Below are 17,227 nucleotides of genomic sequence, written 5' to 3' on the forward strand. Positions count from 1 at the left end.
AAAATATAAAAAATTCCCCTGAACAGATGCTTCAGGGGGATTTTTTTTATCCAAATATTTTTTCAACCGTTATTTCAATGGTCTTTTTTTCCTGTCCATTCATGGTAAATTTCGCCTTTTGAAAATCAGGCTTTCCCATTTTTGGATAATTACTGATCCCTACGGCTTCTTTCGGCATCCCGATAAAATTGGTATCAATCTTACCATTGTCATTCTCATCATGGGCTACCATCATCGCATAAGTACCTTCAGGAAGATCATCGAACACAATCCGACAAGCACCATCAGAGAAGCTCAGGTTACCTTGTTTGTAAGCTTTATCCCATTCTTTCGGAAAACCCTCCTCTGTAGAAAATAAAGCAAAAAGGACTTTCCCTTCTGGGCCACTCAGCCCTTTTACATTGACAACTAAACTGCTTTGGGCTTGTGCAGCACAGGCAAACGACAGCAATATTAAGGTGATTAAAGTTCTCATTTAATTTAGGTTTCGTTGAGCATCCAAGATAGCTTATTGTACGGATTCTAAAAATAATAATCCGACCAGACAGGAGAATTTAAAGATGAAACGGGCATAAAAAAACACCTTCCCACAAGGAGAAGGTGCTATTTATATTTTCAAAGATCAGCTGAATGCTTACTCTGTAATTTCTTTTGTGAAATTGTGCTTGTGTCCTACCAAAGCATAGAACAATAAATAAACCTCACAAGCAATCACCAATACCCATGTCATAGACCATCCGCCTAAAGCATCAGCGAAGATTCCTTGTACCCATGGAAGGATAGCTCCACCGGCTACACCGATCATCAATGCGCCAGAACCTTTAGAAGTATAAACACCCAATTTATCAATTGCCAATGAGAAGATCGCACCCCACATTACTGAGTGTACCAAACCAACACCTACCAAATACCAAGGGTTTGAAGTAAGCATTGCAGTAACAATCAAAACAATAGCGATGATTGTTGTTGCAGTCAACTGCACACTTCCTGAAATTTTAGATAGGAAAGATCCACACAAGCGGCCTACCAACATACCACCCCAATACAATGAGGCCATCAATGATGGAACGGCTAATTCTTTCCAGAACAAGAAGTCTGTAGTTTTTGAAATCGCACCGATTTTACCCAAGTTTTCAGCATACAAGTTGATGTTTGCACCAATACAAACCTCAGCACCTACATAAACGAAGATACCAACTACACCCAAAACCAGGTGTCTGTATGACCAAACACTGTTTTTCAACTTAGCTACCTCACCACCTTCAGAAGCTGAAGACGCTACCTCAGGAAGGTTCAAACGGCTTACCAAGAATGCAACTACTGCTACTACTGCGATCAGTACAAAGAAAGGACTGATTACTTTATCTACTGTAGGAGCTACGTTTCCAAAAACCAAATAAGTTACAAACAATGGCGCAATAGTAGTACCGATAGAGTTCGAAGAACCACCAATACTCATACGGGTTACTGATGATGTACCAGGAACCTGACAAACTGCCAAATAAGGATTAATAACCACCTGAAGCGTTGCAATAGAACAACCCAGGATATAAGATCCTATTAAGAAAATAAAATAAGCATATGGTACTGAAGCCGCCCCAAAAGCCATGCTTCCCATATCTAAACCTGCCAATGCAGAAGATACAAATACAGCCAATCCAACCAACAACATGATCAGTCCTCGAATCAGTGTGTTTTTGTAACCAAAAGCCTCTGCCCAACGAGAGGAGATATTACCCATTGTTGGGAAACCCATAAAAAATGCGAACGTCAATAGAGTCGTCAGCGTGTTTTTCAAAGAACCCGCATCACTTAGAAATGCTTCCTTAAGTGGGGCCTGAAATTGTTGGTTTACTACCGTCAAAAAACCAACGATGAAAAACAAACCTACCATGATCATAAATGGACCAGTGTAGTTCGTCTCCTTGGTTTGTTTGTTTTCCTTTGTCATTACTTCTGCCATGATTTCTTAAAAATTAAATCTTTTCATCGGTTGTTAATTGTACAACTATCAAACCGACCATATTGCCAAATATGAAGCACAATATAGCATTCATTTTATCAAATTTAAAAAATGAACCACTACCTTTTTAAAAAATAAGCGCATATAGATAATTTTATTGACAATAATCATGTTTTTAACGCAACCTTTCTCAACTGCTCTAATTCTTGATCCTCACCACGCCCTGACGGGGGAATCGAACAATTACCTAATCTTGTCGCAATCCTAACAAAACTGAAGGGTATTTATTGAAGATCCATAAGGATTCAAAACTGATTTTCAGCAAAATAATCTTACATTTAACTTTCTGAAAATAGAACTATGGATACTTTAAAACTTGTTGAAAAATTTGAATCTCAGTGGGATGAGAATCACATCACCTCTCGGGCACCTGGGAGAATGAACATTATCGGTGAGCATACCGATTACAATGGAGGTTTCGTTCTTCCTGCGGCAATCGATAAAGAGATTGTTTGCATCTTGCAGGCCAACAATACCAATACGATCAATGCAATTGCAAGTGACCTTGACGAAAAAGAAAGTTTCACTCTTGAACAAATAACAGCAACCAATGGCTGGATAAATTACATCAAAGGAGTTGTTGCTGAACTGATTAAAAAAGGGGTAAAAGTACAGGGTTTTAATCTTGTCTTCGGTGGCGATGTACCCTTAGGGGCAGGTTTATCCTCTTCCGCAGCCCTGGAATGCGCATTAGCAACAGGCTTGAATAACTTATTTGGCGGAAAGCTGAGTCAAAGGGAAATCGCACTTGTAGGCCAAGCCGCTGAACACAATTATGCGGGGGTGAAATGCGGTATTATGGATCAATTTGCATCCACTTTTGGTCAAAAAGATCATGTGATAAAAATCGATTGTAAGCATCAGGAAACAGCACATTTTCCATTAAACACACAAGGGTTCAAATGGGTGCTTTGTAATACTGGAGTGAGTCATTCTCTGGCATCCTCAGAATATAACACACGTCGGGAACAATGTGAGGCAGGTGTTGCCGTTCTTCAAAAAGAGATGCCGAAGCTCGAAGATTTGCGTGGCGCGACCTTAGCACAGTTGAAGGCGCACCGATCAGCCATGGATCCAACTATCTATAAAAGGTGTGAATTTGTTATTAATGAAAACGAGCGTGTCCTGAAGGCCTGTAAGCATTTAGAGAATAATGAACTCGATGCCCTTGGTGCTTTAATTTACGCTTCTCATGACGGCTTGCAACATGACTATGAGGTGAGTTGTAAGGAGCTTGATTTCTTGGTAGACCAAACCAGAGACAACGATCAGGTATTTGGTGCAAGAATGATGGGCGGCGGCTTTGGAGGCTGTACAATTAATTTGGTAAGAACAAATGCCGTAGATTCATTCATTGAAATGCAAACGGAAGCATATCAGAAGCAATTCAATCGCAAGTTAGTTTGCTATACCGTAGTAACTGGTGATGGTGCTCGCGTAGAGGATTAATGGAGCGAACGAGCCTCATGAAGCATCATTTTAGTCTGTAGATATTTCAAAAGCATTAAAACGGGTCACCGATATCCACAATGGTTAAGGATATTGGTAACCCGTTTTATTTTCACTTGTAAATGACATCCAATAAGCTGATCGCAAAAACATCCTGTTCTTCTGCATCAGTGGGAATACGAAGCAAAAAAGAGAGCCGTAACCACCACCATCCCATCCATTAGCACTTTAAAGTAATACACCGGACGTTGATCATTGACCCCAAGTACCAAGCCTACATTGATCAGCAGTAAGGCCAGTAACCCTCCCAAAGGGTAGGCTCCCACGAAATAAGCAATAGCCGTAAAAACAACCAATAATAGAACAGCAATTAGCTTGGTATAGCCTGCGCCTACCGCTCGCGTAATTGTCCATAGATTTTGCGATTGATCAGAATGAATATCGCGAATATCGAATGGTAAGGTGATGGCTAAAATATAGACAAACCAGCATAGAAAATGAGTGAAGATATCTGCCTTATCAAGCGGTAGGCCCAACAAAGCGGCAGGGTAGTAACTCCCAAGCATAGCCCATACATAGGCAATCAAAAAAACTTTAAGATAGGGGATTCGTCGCCAGGTACGAAACTGAAATGGAAGGCTCGCAGGAAAATGATAGAGCACCGCAATAGTTCCTAAATGAAAGAGTAGCTGAACAGGCAGGGCAAAAGTCAGCATCACCAATGCATAAAGCAGGAGCAGGCAGGGATAAAATACGCTGCCTTCGATGGGTTTTCCACTTATCAACAAGTTTATGCACTTATCCACAGCCAATTTGTGCATAAACCAATCTATGCGATAGATGAATACACAAGCACAAAAGACCAATACCCAGTTGAACCCACCTATATCAAACCAATTATAACCCAACGACTTAACACCTGAAAACAGCATGATACAGCCGATCAGACCAATCAAAATTTGGCTCTTAAATAAATAATCACGGTAAGGTTTTTTGCTTATCCACATATTCAAAGTACAAACTACCCACAAATTGTGGATAACTTCTTTCTAAAGGGTTTATTTCAAGCGTTCAAAGATGTAAAAATAGAACTGAATTCAATAAAATGTGTATAACTGGACGCTATTTTAGTTTTTTGTCCGAAATTCAGTCTCAACTATTCCTTTTTGTGGATAAGCGGATGAAAAAAGTTAATCGCATAAAAAATCCACCCAAAAAATTGAGTGGATTTCTGTTTTATCAACAATCCGTCGGTCGGAATAATAAATATTATTGAGCCAATGCCTCTGCACCTGCGGTGATCTCCAAGATCTCCGTAGTAATTGCAGCCTGACGCGTACGGTTGTAAAGTAAGTTCAAGTCTTTCAATAATTCTGCAGCGTTATCAGTTGCTTTATCCATCGCTGTCATACGGGCACCATGCTCAGAAGCATTGGATTCCAGAACTGCGCGGAAAAAACGCATTTTCAAACCGTGAGGGATCAATTCATCCAACAAAGCGCCTGGGTTTTGATCGAAAATATAATCGATCGCCATACCGCCATGTTTAGCATCCTTGTTTGCCTCCTCTTCCTCTTCACGAGGTTGTGCAGGCAAAAATACCTCTTCGCGCAAAAGCTGAGTAGCCACGTTCTTGAATTCATTGTAGATCAAATCAACTTGATCGTACTTTCCTTCAATGAACATTTCCATCATGTATTCTGCAACCAATCGAGCACTGTTGAATGACAAGTCGTTGAACAACTCATAATACTTATCGATCACCACATACTTGTTCTTCGCAAAGTACTCATATGCTTTTTTACCGATAGGCAAGATGGTCAACTTTCCAGCATCACGTTGCGATGCATAGTTGTCTTCAATGCGCTGAACAGCTTGTTTAATGACATTTGTGTTGAAACCGCCACACAATCCTCTGTCAGAAGTAATCACGACAAGCAATACAGATTCCACTTCTTCTCTAACCTGAGCGAAGTCGCGTTTTACCTGTACACCTGATGCCACTTCATTTACGTGATCAAGAATCTCGTCAAATTTCTCTGCGTAAGGACGCATTTGCATAATTCTATCCTGCGCTCGACGTAGTTTCGATGCCGCTACCATTTTCATGGCTTTGGTAATTTGCTGGGTAGAATCTACAGACTTGATCCGAGCCTTGATTTCTTTGAGGTTTGCCATAATTTTATTTTATATCAGTAAAAGGCTCAAGCCCAAAAGCTCGAACCTTTAACTTTTAATATTATGCGTATCTTTTAGCTACATCCAAAGCGATCGTCTTCAAACCACCTGTAACATCGTCAGACAATTTACCTGCTTTAAGTCCGTTAAGAACGTCAGGGTTTTGCTCACGAAGTGTAGTCAAGAAATCTGCTTCGAATTCTTTTACTTTATCAACAGGAACTTTATCCAAGTATCCTTTAGTAGAAGCGAAGATAATTGCTACCTGATCTTCCACACGCATTGGCTGATATTGCCCTTGCTTCAAGATTTCCTGGTTACGACGACCACGCTCGATCACCAATTTCGTTGCTGCATCCAAATCTGAACCGAATTTTGCGAAGGCTTCCAACTCACGGAACTGCGCCAAATCCAACTTCAATGTACCTGCGATTTTCTTCATCGACTTGATCTGAGCGTTACCACCTACACGAGATACCGAGATACCTACGTTGATCGCTGGACGCAAACCAGAGTTAAACAAGTTGGTTTCCAAGAAAATCTGACCATCCGTAATAGAAATCACGTTCGTTGGGATATATGCCGAAACATCACCCGCTTGTGTTTCAATAATTGGAAGGGCAGTCAATGAACCACCACCTTTTACCATACCTTGAAGGTCAGCAGGCAAATCGTTCATTTTCTCTGCTACCGAAGTGTTGGAGTTCAACTTCGCTGCACGCTCTAACAAACGTGAGTGAAGGTAGAATACATCACCAGGATAAGCCTCACGCCCTGGAGGACGACGAAGCAACAAAGACACCTCACGGTATGCTACCGCTTGTTTAGACAAATCATCATAAACTACCAATGCTGGACGTCCTGTATCGCGGAAGAATTCCCCGATAGCAGCACCTGCGAATGGAGCGTAGAACTGCATAGGTGCTGGATCAGAAGCAGGAGAAGCCACTACTACAGTGTATTCCATTGCGCCATGTTTCTCCAATGCCTGTACGATATTGGCTACCGTAGAAGCTTTTTGACCAATCGCCACGTAAATACAGAATACAGGCTCGCCTGCTTCGAAGAATTCACGTTGGTTAATGATTGTATCAATCGCTACCGCAGTTTTACCTGTCTGACGGTCACCAATGATCAACTCACGCTGACCACGACCTACTGGTGTCATTGCATCAACGGCTTTCAAACCTGTTTGCAATGGCTCAGTTACTGGCTCACGGAAAATTACACCAGGAGCTTTACGCTCCAAAGGCATATTGTATGTTTTTCCAGCGATGGGGCCTTTACCATCAATAGGCTCACCCAACATGTTCACTACACGACCTACCATGCCTTCCCCAACAGGGACAGAACCGATACGGCCAGTACGGCGTACATTATCACCTTCTTTTACACCTGTAGAATTACCGAAAAGTACGGCTCCTACGTTATCCTCTTCAAGGTTCAATACCAATGCCTCGGTGCCGTTTTCAAATTCGATCAACTCACCAGCCTGTGCCTTGGTCAAACCATATATACGAGCTACACCATCTCCTACTTGAAGGACGGTACCTACCTCTTCGAGTTCTGCTTCAGATTTGAAGTTAGATAATTGATCTCGAAGAATTGCCGAAACCTCATCTGGTCTTACTTCAGCCATTATTACTCTAAATTATAGTTCCTAAATATTATATGAATTAGACTTTAGCCGTCAGGCTCTGTCTGAGTTTGGTCAATCGGTTTTTCACTGAATTATCGATCATCTGATCTCCAATTCGGAAAATATAACCGCCGATCAGGGCAGGGTTAACCGCTGCCTCCAATTGAACCGCCTTAGCGCCAGTACGGGCAAGGGCTATTTGTTCAAATTGGCTGAATTGTTCCGCATCCAATTGGAAGGTGGTCTCAAGGTGTGCCTTGATAATCCCATTCTTCTCATTGTAGCGAGCTTCAAAGCTGTCTGCTATGGAACGAATATGGTCAATTCGCTTTTTGTCATTAACCACTTGAAGGAATCTCAGTGTTAAATCTGAAACTTTACCCTCAAATATCGCCTTGACAATCTCCCATTTTTTGGAAATGTCAATGATAGGGTTCTTAAGCATTAAGGTAAATTCGCGATTTTGCTCGCATACTTCCTCGATCAGCTTAAAATCCTGACTTGTCTGTTCCAAAGTGCCTTTTTCTGAAGCCAATTCAAAGATGGACTTCGCATATCTTGATGCGACTTTGATATCTGACATAATTAGCTAATTTTCAGGTCACTTACGTAACGGTCCACCAATGCCTTTTGTGCTTCTTGAGAAGCTAACTTCTCGCGCAAAATTACTTCGGCAACCTCTACAGAAAACTCTGCAACTTGATTTTTAACTTCTGCCAGTGCAGCTCTTTTCTCTGCAGCAATTGCAGCCTGAGCGTCTGCAATCATTTTATCGGCTATTTGCTGAGCATCAGCTTTCGCTTCTTCTTTGACTTTATTAGCGGCAGTTTGTGCAGCAGCAACGATTTTCTCGCGCTCCTTGCGTGCCTCTTCAATCAATTTGGCATTTCCAGCTTGAAGGTTTTTCATTTCCTCCTTTGCTTTATCTGCAGCAGCTAAAGCATCCTCGATTGCTGACTCACGATCCTTAACACCTTTAAGGATAGGTTTCCATGCAAATTTACCAAGAATAATTAACAGCGCTACAAATACTAAGATTTGCCAAATTATAAGCCCAATTCCAGGGGTTATTAAATCCATTTGCTTCTAATTTTTGTTGTTTTGAAAAAGCCACCTGAAGCCTACCGCTCCAAGTGACTTTAGAAAGATGTGATTAACCCAATGCAATCAAAAGGGATACTACCACACCAAACAAGGATACACCTTCCACTAAGGCTGCTGAGATAATCATAGTCGATTGAATCTGACCTGCGGCTTCTGGTTGGCGAGCGATGGCTTCAATAGCTGAACCACCAATCTGACCAATACCGATACCTGCACCTACGGCAGCAATACCAGCACCAAGAGCTGCACCCAACAAGCCGATAGCTTCGGCGAAAAATAAAGAGCTAAACATAACTAAGCGTTATTTAGAGTTAAACAAAAGGATTTTCTTATATTCTTTGTGAAATTAATCCTCGAAATGTAATTCATTAATGATGTGCTTCCTCCATGGCAATGCCGATGAAGATAGCGGAAAGCAATGCAAAAACATATGCTTGGATGAAAGCTACAAGAATCTCAAGTAACATCATCATGGTTGCGATCGATGAAGAAACAACTCCAACTGTTACACTCTTAAAGATAAAAGCAAAACTGATCAAAACCAAAATCATAATGTGTCCTGCCGTGATATTGGCAAAAAGACGTACCGTCAATGCAAATGGCTTAGTGAAGATACCAATAAATTCAATTGGAATCATCATCGGCTTCAATGCTAATGGCACCGGAGGATTAAAAATGTGACTCCAGTAGGGCTTTTTGGCGCTAATGGTCGTCACGATGAAGGTAAATACCGCTAATGTAACGGTTACCGCAATGTTTCCTGTCAAGTTCGCTGCCCCTGGAAGTAATCCCAAAAGGTTATTGAACAAGATGAAGAAGAACAACGTGAGATGGTAGTTCATGAAACGGTCTGCATCTTTCTCGCCAATATTTGGCACCACAATATCATCGCGAACGAATAATATCAGTGGCTCAAGAAAGGATACCAACCCTTTCGGAGCTTTTACCTTGCCGTCTTTTGTCTTGTATCCTTTTGAGATAGACAAAAATACTGCCAAGAGTAAAACTACCGACAACAACATTGAAGCAACGTTCTTTGTGATCGAAAGATCAAGAACAGGCTTACCTTCTAAAGTAATGTGACCGTGCTCGATCTCATACCCATTGTAAGCAACTTCCTCGTGTTGATCGTTGTAAAAATTGGAAGAGGAAAAAACTTCCAATCCCTTGTCTTTAGAGTACACAATCACCGGAAGGTAGAGTGTCCCATAGGGCCCGTCAAAGAAGTGCCACTCATGTGCATCTAAGATATGATGGAAAATAGTCTCCTTAGCGTTGAACTCTTTTTCCTCATTCTGTGCTGAATGACCTCCGCTATCGGCTGCCCAAGCTGTTCCTGTAAACAAGGTCATAAAAACCATCGTACAAGCTAACAGCCAACGTAAACGTTTAAACCTTGTAGCGTTCATTTATTTGAATTTTTTGAAATGCGACGAAATGTAGTTAATAAACTGTAAATTTCAAACCATAGGAATGACAAATAAAGAATCCCGAAGCTCAACATGAAGCTTTTTGCGTTTTCCTTATCAATATATATGAAATATGTAACCGCTGCCAAAGCACCGAAAACACGTAAAACCATTGACGAAAAGAAGCCTCCGATAAAATCTTCTTCGGGTAAGCGGAACAAAATCCGAATGTTCATGTAGTTTAGGCTGAACATGATAGCTACCAAAATCAAGGATTGGTCATGGAAATAAGGAATGTCAAAAATTTTGATTAAAAAGAATAACAACCCCAACACAACCGAAAAATACACCAACCTCAGCATCGAGGCTCTTTCCGCTTCTTTTTTCATTTATTCAAATTTTTTACTTGAGCGATAATGTAGGCCATCGAGCCAATCACGCCAAAAAATGTCCCTCCGATAAGCCAAAGTTGTGAATCACTGCCCAAGAAATGGCCAATTTGTTTGCCCACCCAATACCCAGCCAGGATATAAACGACCATTTGCAGGCCCATACCCGAAAATCGGACAAAACTTTTAAGCGGGCTTGCTGATTTTCCCTTCTTTGGACTCAACTCCGGATCTTGTTTTTGATTGTTCATCTTTCTTCACATTAGACATTTGACAAGAACCATTAAATTGCGCTCCCGATTCTACGATCATTTTATTTGTTAGAATATCTCCTTCAATACGCGCAGTTGGCTTCAGCACCAAAACATCACTCACCTCTACACGACCTGTAATCAAGCCTTCGACCTCAGCAATCTGAGCAATAACATTACCGTCAACTTTTGCTGACTGCCCCATCACTACTTTTGATTTACAGGTGATGTTACCCGTTAAAGTGCCTTCAATACGAATATTCCCAGAGGTTTCTACATCTCCACGAATAACAGTTCCCATACCAATATGGTTAGATGAATTACTAATTGCCTCTACTGCAGCCACTTTTTCTTGATTTTTATTTCCGAACATATTGTTATTTTTTTAACCCACAAGGGCAGAGATGCGCCTACGAACCGTGATTTTTTGGCGACACCTCAAAGTTGAAGTTATATCTTTGAGTACTTAGTTAAAAGTAGGCATTTTAAAAAGCGATAAAATCCACTGGATTGGCCGCATGGCCATTCAGCCAGATTTCAAAGTGCAAATGTGGCCCAGTGGTCAGTTCTCCGCTGTTCCCCATAATTGCTATAATATCTCCCGCCTGAACATGTTGGCCTTCCGTGGCCAAAAGGGCGGCATTGTGTTTATATACTGAAATCATATTGTTGGAATGCTGAACCAAAAGCACATTGCCCGTGGCTTGCGTCCAGGTTGCCATTAATACCGTGCCATCTGCCACCGCCTTAATGGGTTCATCTTTTTTAGCAACAATATCGACACCGAAATGGTCTTTGGCAGGATCAAACCCACCTGAAAGCATTCCATCTGCAGGTTTAAAGAACGACATCTCCGAAAGGGGGCCTTCCCCGACATTGCCCTCAATATCATCCAGTGATACATTGGCAAAATCAGCTCTGAATGCCGAATCAATCGCCGCTTGCTTCGTCAGGTCTTTCTCCTTAATCACCGCCTGCAGTTCCTCCCGTTCTTCTTCCTCCGCTTTTCCATCCACCCCAGCAAGAATATCTTCTACATTACGCATGAACATATCCCTGCGGACCATGGCCATTTGCAAAGAATCCACTTTCGTTCGAAGTTCGATCAATGTTCTATCCTGCTGAGTTTGAACAAAGGTAGGATCAAACCACTGGCTTAAAATTGTCTTCGATAAAAACAGACTGACGGTAAACATCAATGAAAGGGACACAAAAAGCAGCATCATTACCCTGCCAGGGGTAAATATCAAATTGGTTTTTTCTTCCAGATTTCCTTCCGACCTAACAATTAATGAATAACGGGTATTCAGCCAATGGCTTATTTTCTTCTTCTTTTCCACAAGATTGATATTGTCCTACACAAAAATAGGAGGAAAAAATTATTTACTTGTTAAAATTAATCTTAAAATTACATACTTTTCTCTGATTGCCTTGCAAGTAAAAAGCTTTTCTGCTCGCCGTCCAATCCTTGAATTCATAATTTCGATTTTTTCTTAGAACAAACACCATCAATTTCCAAAAAAGATTCTTGCGGAATCTCAATAAAACCTTATTTTGATCTCATATAACGCAATATTTTGGGAAAAATTACCGACTTTTGGAACTTTGGTGCTTTAATCTTTTTGCTGAATAAGTGTCTTATGCCCAACGCAAGATATATATTACTTTTCATCTGTTTTTGCCTCTGCTCCTGTGCTTCTGAAAAAAAGAAAAAAGGAGGTTCCCTGTATCAGAACATGGCCGCTCATTACAATGGTTATTTTTATGCCAATGAGGAAATGAAAGCCATTGACCAGGCCTTATGGGATGCGAATCCAGATAATTTCAATGACTTTCTTCATGTGCTGCCAACCGTTGACAGTACCTTTGCCAAAGCCAATCAGGAAAAACTGGATGAGGTCATTAAGATGGCCTCTTTAGCGATTCAACGCCACCCCGGTAGTGCCTGGGAATTCGACAGCTATTACCTGGTAGGTCGTGCCCGAGCTTATGCAGAAGATTACCCGAATGCATTCGACACCTTCAAATTTGTAAATACCAAAAGCAAAGATGACGATGTGCGGCACCAAACCCTTGTGGCTTTAATGCGCGCTTTCACCGATCATCAGGAATACAATAATGCCATCGCCGTGAATGATTTTATCCGCAAGGAGAAACTCAATAAACGCAACAGCATGAATTGGTACTTGACGCAGGCCCACCTGTACCAACAACTTTCCGACAAGGATAAAGTCGTTCGTAGTCTTGAATTGGCCATTCCCTTGATGAGTCGAAAAGATCGGAAAGCCCGTATTTACTTTCTTCTCGGACAATTGTATCAGTCGCTGCAATTCGATGCCCTTGCCTACGATAATTATCGCAACGTACTGAAGAGTAACCCAAGCTACGAATTGTCCTTTTATGCCAAGCTCAACATGGCACAGGTAACAGAACTGACCAAAGCTTCTGATGTTAAAAGGGTTCGAAAATACTTTAAAAAACTGCTCAGGGATCAGAAAAATATCGATTTCAAAGATAAAATTTTCTATGAACTCGGGGCTTTTGAAGAAAAACAAGACAACCTCAACGAGGCCGTAACAGCCTATAAGACTTCCGTTTATCAACCCACCAAGGACCCACGCCAAAAAGGCTACACTTATTGGGCATTGGGAAAAATCTACTACGATAAAATCAAAGATTATCACCTTGCCAAGGCTTATTATGACAGTACAATTTCTGCCATGCCACAAACAGACCCCAATTACGCTCCGATCGCCGTTAGGCAGGAAGTACTGGGCAGGTTTGTGAAATACCACGACATGGTGACGATTCAAGATTCCCTTTTAGCCCTTTCCGCAAAAGACACCCTTGAAATTGCAGGTGTGCTGAATGCTATTCTGGATGAGGAGGACCGCGTAGCGGAAGAAAAAGCAAAAGAGGAACGCCGACAACAACGTAAGGAAAAAGCACTCAGTGGAAATGCGGGCGGTGGATTTACTGGTGGCACAGACGGCAGCTTCAATGGGGACGGAAATTTCGGCCCACCACCATTAAATGGTGGTAAGTGGTATTTTTACGACCCATCGGCAATTGCAAGAGGCAAAAGTGTTTTTATCAGCAACTGGGGCCAACGCCCATTAGTAGATCATTGGCGATTGGCTTCGAAAATGCAGAAATCCGATGCCGAGCAAGAGGAGCCTGAAGAAGATGAAACCCTCACCCTTGGAGAAGCTACTGGAGAAGGTAACCAGCCCAAGGAGGATGAAAACAGCCCATCGGATGCGGAGGCGCAACTCGATAGCAGATCCAACAGATACACCGCCATGTACAACCAAATCCCTTTTGCGGAAACAGCGAAGCAAGCGGCTTTGGCACAAGTAGAGGAAGGTTTGTTTGAACTCGGTAAGATTTATCATTTTGAACTGTATGAAGAGCAAAATGCCATCGACCGATTCGAGGAACATCTCGAGCGATTTGAGAATTCTGAACAACGCCCAGAAATACTGTACACCTTATATCTGATCTATCAGAAATTAAAGGACCCGAAGATGAAGGCGATGGCTGATGAGTTGGTACAAAAATACCCTAAAACCCTTTACGCCAAATTGATCCTCAACCCAAATTATCGTGAAGAAAGTAATCTGGCGACTGAAAAGCTTAAAAAAGCTTATCAGGAAGCTTATCAGTGGTATGAACTGGACAGCCTTAAAGAAGTACGGAAGATTACGGACCCTGCCATTCAGCAATTCCCTGACCTGCCATTTACAGATCAACTGCGGGTATTGAACATCCTTGTTGATGGAAAAACCTATGGCGCCGACAAGTATGAAATGGAACTGCAGAAGTTTTTGGACAATTACCCAGAAAGCAGCATGCATGCCTATGCGCAGAAATTACTGGATGCCGCACAAAACTTTAAAAATAAAGAAAGCAAGAAAAAAGCGGTGGCATACATTCCGTATTTTGAGCAGGAGCACCTATTTGTACTGATCTATCCGAATGAAAAGCAGTATGTAAATGCTATTCCAGCACTTTTGAAATCATTCATTGAAGAGGAATTCCGCTATAATCAGCTCAATACGGGTAACCTTGAGTTCAGTAAAGAATATGCCATGATTATCGTTTCCAAATTTGAAACCAAGGAAGAAGCGATGCAGTTTTATGAAACATTTAATGGAGAAAAATCCCCTTTAAAAAGGGTTGCTGGTGTTAAAATTCATAATTTTGCGATCACAAATGATAACTTCCAAATATTTTATAAAAATAAGGCATTGAAGTTGTACGAAAAATTCTTTATTGAACACTATAAATAAGCTTTTTGCATTCGGCAATTAATTAACCATTTTCCATGGAAGAAACAGAAAAAGAAGTACAAACCCCCAAAAAGAGCTCGAAAACCAGAAAGTGGGTTCGTGGCATCGTGTGGGCAAGCTGGCTCATCGTTTTAGGTGGTTTCTTATCTATCTACTTTATCGTTCATGCCATCAGCGTGGATATGAATGGTCTTTTTGGAGGCCTTCCGAGCTATAAATCATTAGAAAATCCCAAAAATGACCTTTCTTCAGAAATTTACTCTGCTGACGGAAAACTGCTTGGAAAATATTTCAGAACAAACAGGACAAATGTCCCATACGACTCCCTGAGTCCGAATGTGATTCATGCATTGGTGGACACCGAGGACGACAGCTTTTTTGACCACTCAGGAATTTCTTTCAAGGATTTGATCCGAGTAGGGGTGAAGTCAATCATTCTTCGTCAAGGTGCAGGTGGTGGAAGTACACTCTCTCAGCAACTGGCCAAAAACCTTTACTCTACCCGTGGTGATGAATTTGAAGGCTCCTTGGTGAAAAATATTGGCAATCGGACAATCCGCAGGGGCGTTGACCTTTTCATTGTAAAAATGAAAGAATGGATCATCGCAGTGCAGCTTGAGCGCCGATTCACCAAAAAAGAAATTTTGGCCATGTACCTCAACACTGTACCCTATGGCAGTAATGCCTTCGGAATTCAGGTGGCCGCCAAAACCTTCTTTAACAAAGATCAGAAGGACCTAAACGTACAGGAAGCCGCAACTTTAGTGGGGGTTATTAATGCGCCAACACGCTATTCTCCAAAAAATCACCCTAAGCGTTCTCAAAACAAAAGAAATATGGTTTTGGGACAGATGCTGGCTTACGGAGACCTCACACAGGCACAATTTGATTCCCTGAAAGTATTGCCGATTGAGCTTCAGTACAAAATGGACAACAATAACCACGGAATGGCGCCTTATTTCCGTAATGCGATTCGTCCGTGGCTGATGAAATGGGCAAAGAATAACGGAATTGACCTTTGGGAAGATGGTATTAAAATATACACGACCATCGACAGCCGTATGCAAACACTTGCAGAAAAAGCACTCGATGATCATATGAAAGCCCTTCAGGCTAAATTTAATCATAGCTGGGATGGCCATAACCCCTGGATTGATGAAAAGGGCAAGGAGATTCCAAATTTCATTGAAAATCAAATCAAGAGAACGCATGCTTATCGCGCTTTGGTAAAAGAGTTCGGTGCAAGCTCTGATTCTGTTGATTATTACCTGAACGTCAAACACCCCATGACGGTATTTTCATGGCAGGGTGATGTAGATACCCTGATGAGCACTATGGATTCCCTGAGGTATTACAAACGATTCCTGCAGGCAGGTTTTATGGCCATGGATCCACACAATGGCTACGTGAAAGCTTGGGTCGGAGGGATCAACTATGATCATTTCAAATATGACCACGTTATGCAAGGGAAGCGCCAGCCAGGATCGACCTTCAAACCAATGGTTTATGGTACAGCGATTGAAAATGGCTACTCTCCATGCTATCAGGTAAAAGATATGCCTTACACTTTCCAGCTGCCTAAAGGTTCTACAAAACCTACCTGGACACCCCAAAATGCAGATGGTAAATTTACTGGCGAGAATATGACACTCCGCCAGGCTATGGCTAAATCCGTAAACTCTATCACGGCTTTTGTAATGGATAAAGTGGGCCCGAGACAGGTCGTGGATTTCGCTTCCCGTTTAGGTATTGATATTCCAAAATCACAGGCCGTTCCTGCCCTGGCATTAGGTATTGCTGATGTTTCTGTATATGAGCTTGTCGGTGCTTATGGTACTTTTGTGAATAAAGGAGTATATGTAAGACCGAATTTCATTACTCGAATTGAAGATAAATTTGGCAACGTGATTCAGGAATTCCCACCACAAACCAAGGAAGCGATCAGTGAAGAGACCGCCTACCTGATGGTTTATATGCTTCGTGGTGCTGCCGAGGAACAAGGTGGTACCGCAGTAGGATTGAGCTGGGAACTGAAACACAACAACGAAATTGGTGGTAAAACAGGAACTACTCAAAATGCCTCCGATGGTTGGTTTATGGGGGTTACCAAAGACCTGATCTGTGGTACCTGGGTAGGTGGCGACAGCCGCTCCATCCACTTTAAAAATTGGTATCAGGGTCAGGGCGCAAGAACTGCCCGTCCAATTTATGATAAATTCATGAGGGATGTCTATAAAGACGAATCACTGGGCATTACGAAGGGAGCCTTTGAGCGCCCATCTAAGCCACTTTCCACAGAGATTGATTGTGATGTACTCAACAGTGCAATTTATCATCAGGAAGAAGAAACGCCACAAGCGGAGACAGATTCAACAGCGACTGTTGCGCCTCCTAAACCTAAATTGGAAGAGCTTGATTCAGATGACATTCTTTAATCATCAAAAAAAACATTAAATTTAAAACGGATATTGACACCAATATCCGTTTTTTTTG

At 41.7% G+C, this 17,227-nt stretch carries 15 protein-coding genes; 3 read left to right on the forward strand and 12 right to left on the reverse strand.

The window, feature by feature from the left end:
- Positions 1-46: 46 nt before the first annotated feature.
- Positions 47-475: a DUF2141 domain-containing protein gene (locus AABK40_RS12765; RefSeq protein ID WP_338397204.1), complete on the reverse strand. Its 429-nt coding sequence runs from the start codon at positions 473-475 to the stop codon at positions 47-49.
- A gap of 159 nt (positions 476-634) precedes the next feature.
- Positions 635-1,963 carry an MFS transporter gene (locus AABK40_RS12770; protein ID WP_332919613.1) on the reverse strand — a complete coding sequence of 443 codons (1,329 nt, stop codon included), beginning with the start codon at positions 1,961-1,963 and terminating at the stop codon, positions 635-637.
- Positions 1,964-2,323: 360 nt separating this feature from the next.
- Between AABK40_RS12770 and galK the strand changes: the two genes are divergently transcribed.
- Entirely contained in the window at positions 2,324-3,472 is a 1,149-nt protein-coding gene (gene galK / locus AABK40_RS12775; RefSeq protein ID WP_338397205.1) for a galactokinase, read from the forward strand.
- Positions 3,473-3,639: 167 nt separating this feature from the next.
- Here galK and AABK40_RS12780 read toward each other — a convergent pair whose 3' ends face one another.
- The 10 genes from AABK40_RS12780 to AABK40_RS12820 all read right to left on the reverse strand — a co-directional run bounded on the left by AABK40_RS12780 (position 3,640) and on the right by AABK40_RS12820 (position 11,782).
- A complete protein-coding gene (locus AABK40_RS12780; protein WP_338397206.1) occupies positions 3,640-4,479 on the reverse strand; it encodes a UbiA prenyltransferase family protein in 840 nt (279 codons plus the stop codon).
- A gap of 262 nt (positions 4,480-4,741) precedes the next feature.
- Positions 4,742-5,650 (reverse strand): ATP synthase F1 subunit gamma, encoded by a 909-nt coding sequence (atpG, locus tag AABK40_RS12785; protein ID WP_338397207.1) that lies wholly within the window; start codon positions 5,648-5,650, stop codon positions 4,742-4,744.
- A gap of 61 nt (positions 5,651-5,711) precedes the next feature.
- Entirely contained in the window at positions 5,712-7,289 is a 1,578-nt protein-coding gene (gene atpA, locus AABK40_RS12790; protein WP_332919609.1) for a F0F1 ATP synthase subunit alpha, read from the reverse strand.
- Positions 7,290-7,326: 37 nt separating this feature from the next.
- Positions 7,327-7,872, reverse strand: a complete 546-nt coding sequence (gene atpH, locus AABK40_RS12795) for an ATP synthase F1 subunit delta (RefSeq protein ID WP_332919608.1) — start codon at positions 7,870-7,872, stop codon at positions 7,327-7,329.
- Positions 7,873-7,874: 2 nt separating this feature from the next.
- Entirely contained in the window at positions 7,875-8,369 is a 495-nt protein-coding gene (atpF, locus tag AABK40_RS12800; RefSeq protein WP_338397208.1) for a F0F1 ATP synthase subunit B, read from the reverse strand.
- A 73-nt stretch (positions 8,370-8,442) separates the two neighbouring features.
- A complete protein-coding gene (gene atpE, locus AABK40_RS12805; protein WP_332919606.1) occupies positions 8,443-8,685 on the reverse strand; it encodes an ATP synthase F0 subunit C in 243 nt (80 codons plus the stop codon).
- Positions 8,686-8,761: 76 nt separating this feature from the next.
- Complete coding sequence (atpB, locus tag AABK40_RS12810) at positions 8,762-9,802, reverse strand: F0F1 ATP synthase subunit A (RefSeq protein WP_338397209.1); 1,041 nt, start codon at positions 9,800-9,802, stop codon at positions 8,762-8,764.
- 385 nt (positions 9,803-10,187) lie between these two features.
- The gene (locus AABK40_RS23860; RefSeq protein WP_421953292.1) at positions 10,188-10,442 is read right to left on the reverse strand and encodes an AtpZ/AtpI family protein; all 255 of its coding nucleotides are present in this window, start codon (positions 10,440-10,442) and stop codon (positions 10,188-10,190) included.
- Entirely contained in the window at positions 10,378-10,815 is a 438-nt protein-coding gene (locus tag AABK40_RS12815) for a bactofilin family protein (RefSeq protein WP_332919603.1), read from the reverse strand. Before AABK40_RS12815 ends, AABK40_RS23860 begins: the two co-directional genes overlap by 65 nt.
- A 112-nt stretch (positions 10,816-10,927) precedes the next feature.
- Entirely contained in the window at positions 10,928-11,782 is an 855-nt protein-coding gene (locus AABK40_RS12820) for a M23 family metallopeptidase (protein ID WP_338397210.1), read from the reverse strand.
- A gap of 300 nt (positions 11,783-12,082) precedes the next feature.
- Here AABK40_RS12820 and porW point away from each other — a divergent pair, with 300 nt between their 5' ends.
- Both porW and AABK40_RS12830 read left to right on the forward strand, forming a co-directional pair.
- The gene (porW, locus tag AABK40_RS12825; RefSeq protein ID WP_338397211.1) at positions 12,083-14,734 is read left to right on the forward strand and encodes a type IX secretion system periplasmic lipoprotein PorW/SprE; all 2,652 of its coding nucleotides are present in this window, start codon (positions 12,083-12,085) and stop codon (positions 14,732-14,734) included.
- Positions 14,735-14,769: 35 nt separating this feature from the next.
- Entirely contained in the window at positions 14,770-17,169 is a 2,400-nt protein-coding gene (locus AABK40_RS12830) for a penicillin-binding protein 1A (RefSeq protein WP_332919600.1), read from the forward strand.
- Positions 17,170-17,227: the final 58 nt, after the last annotated feature.

It is taken from the genome of Persicobacter psychrovividus (assembly GCF_036492425.1).
Classification (GTDB): Bacteria; Bacteroidota; Bacteroidia; order Cytophagales; family Cyclobacteriaceae; genus Persicobacter; species Persicobacter psychrovividus.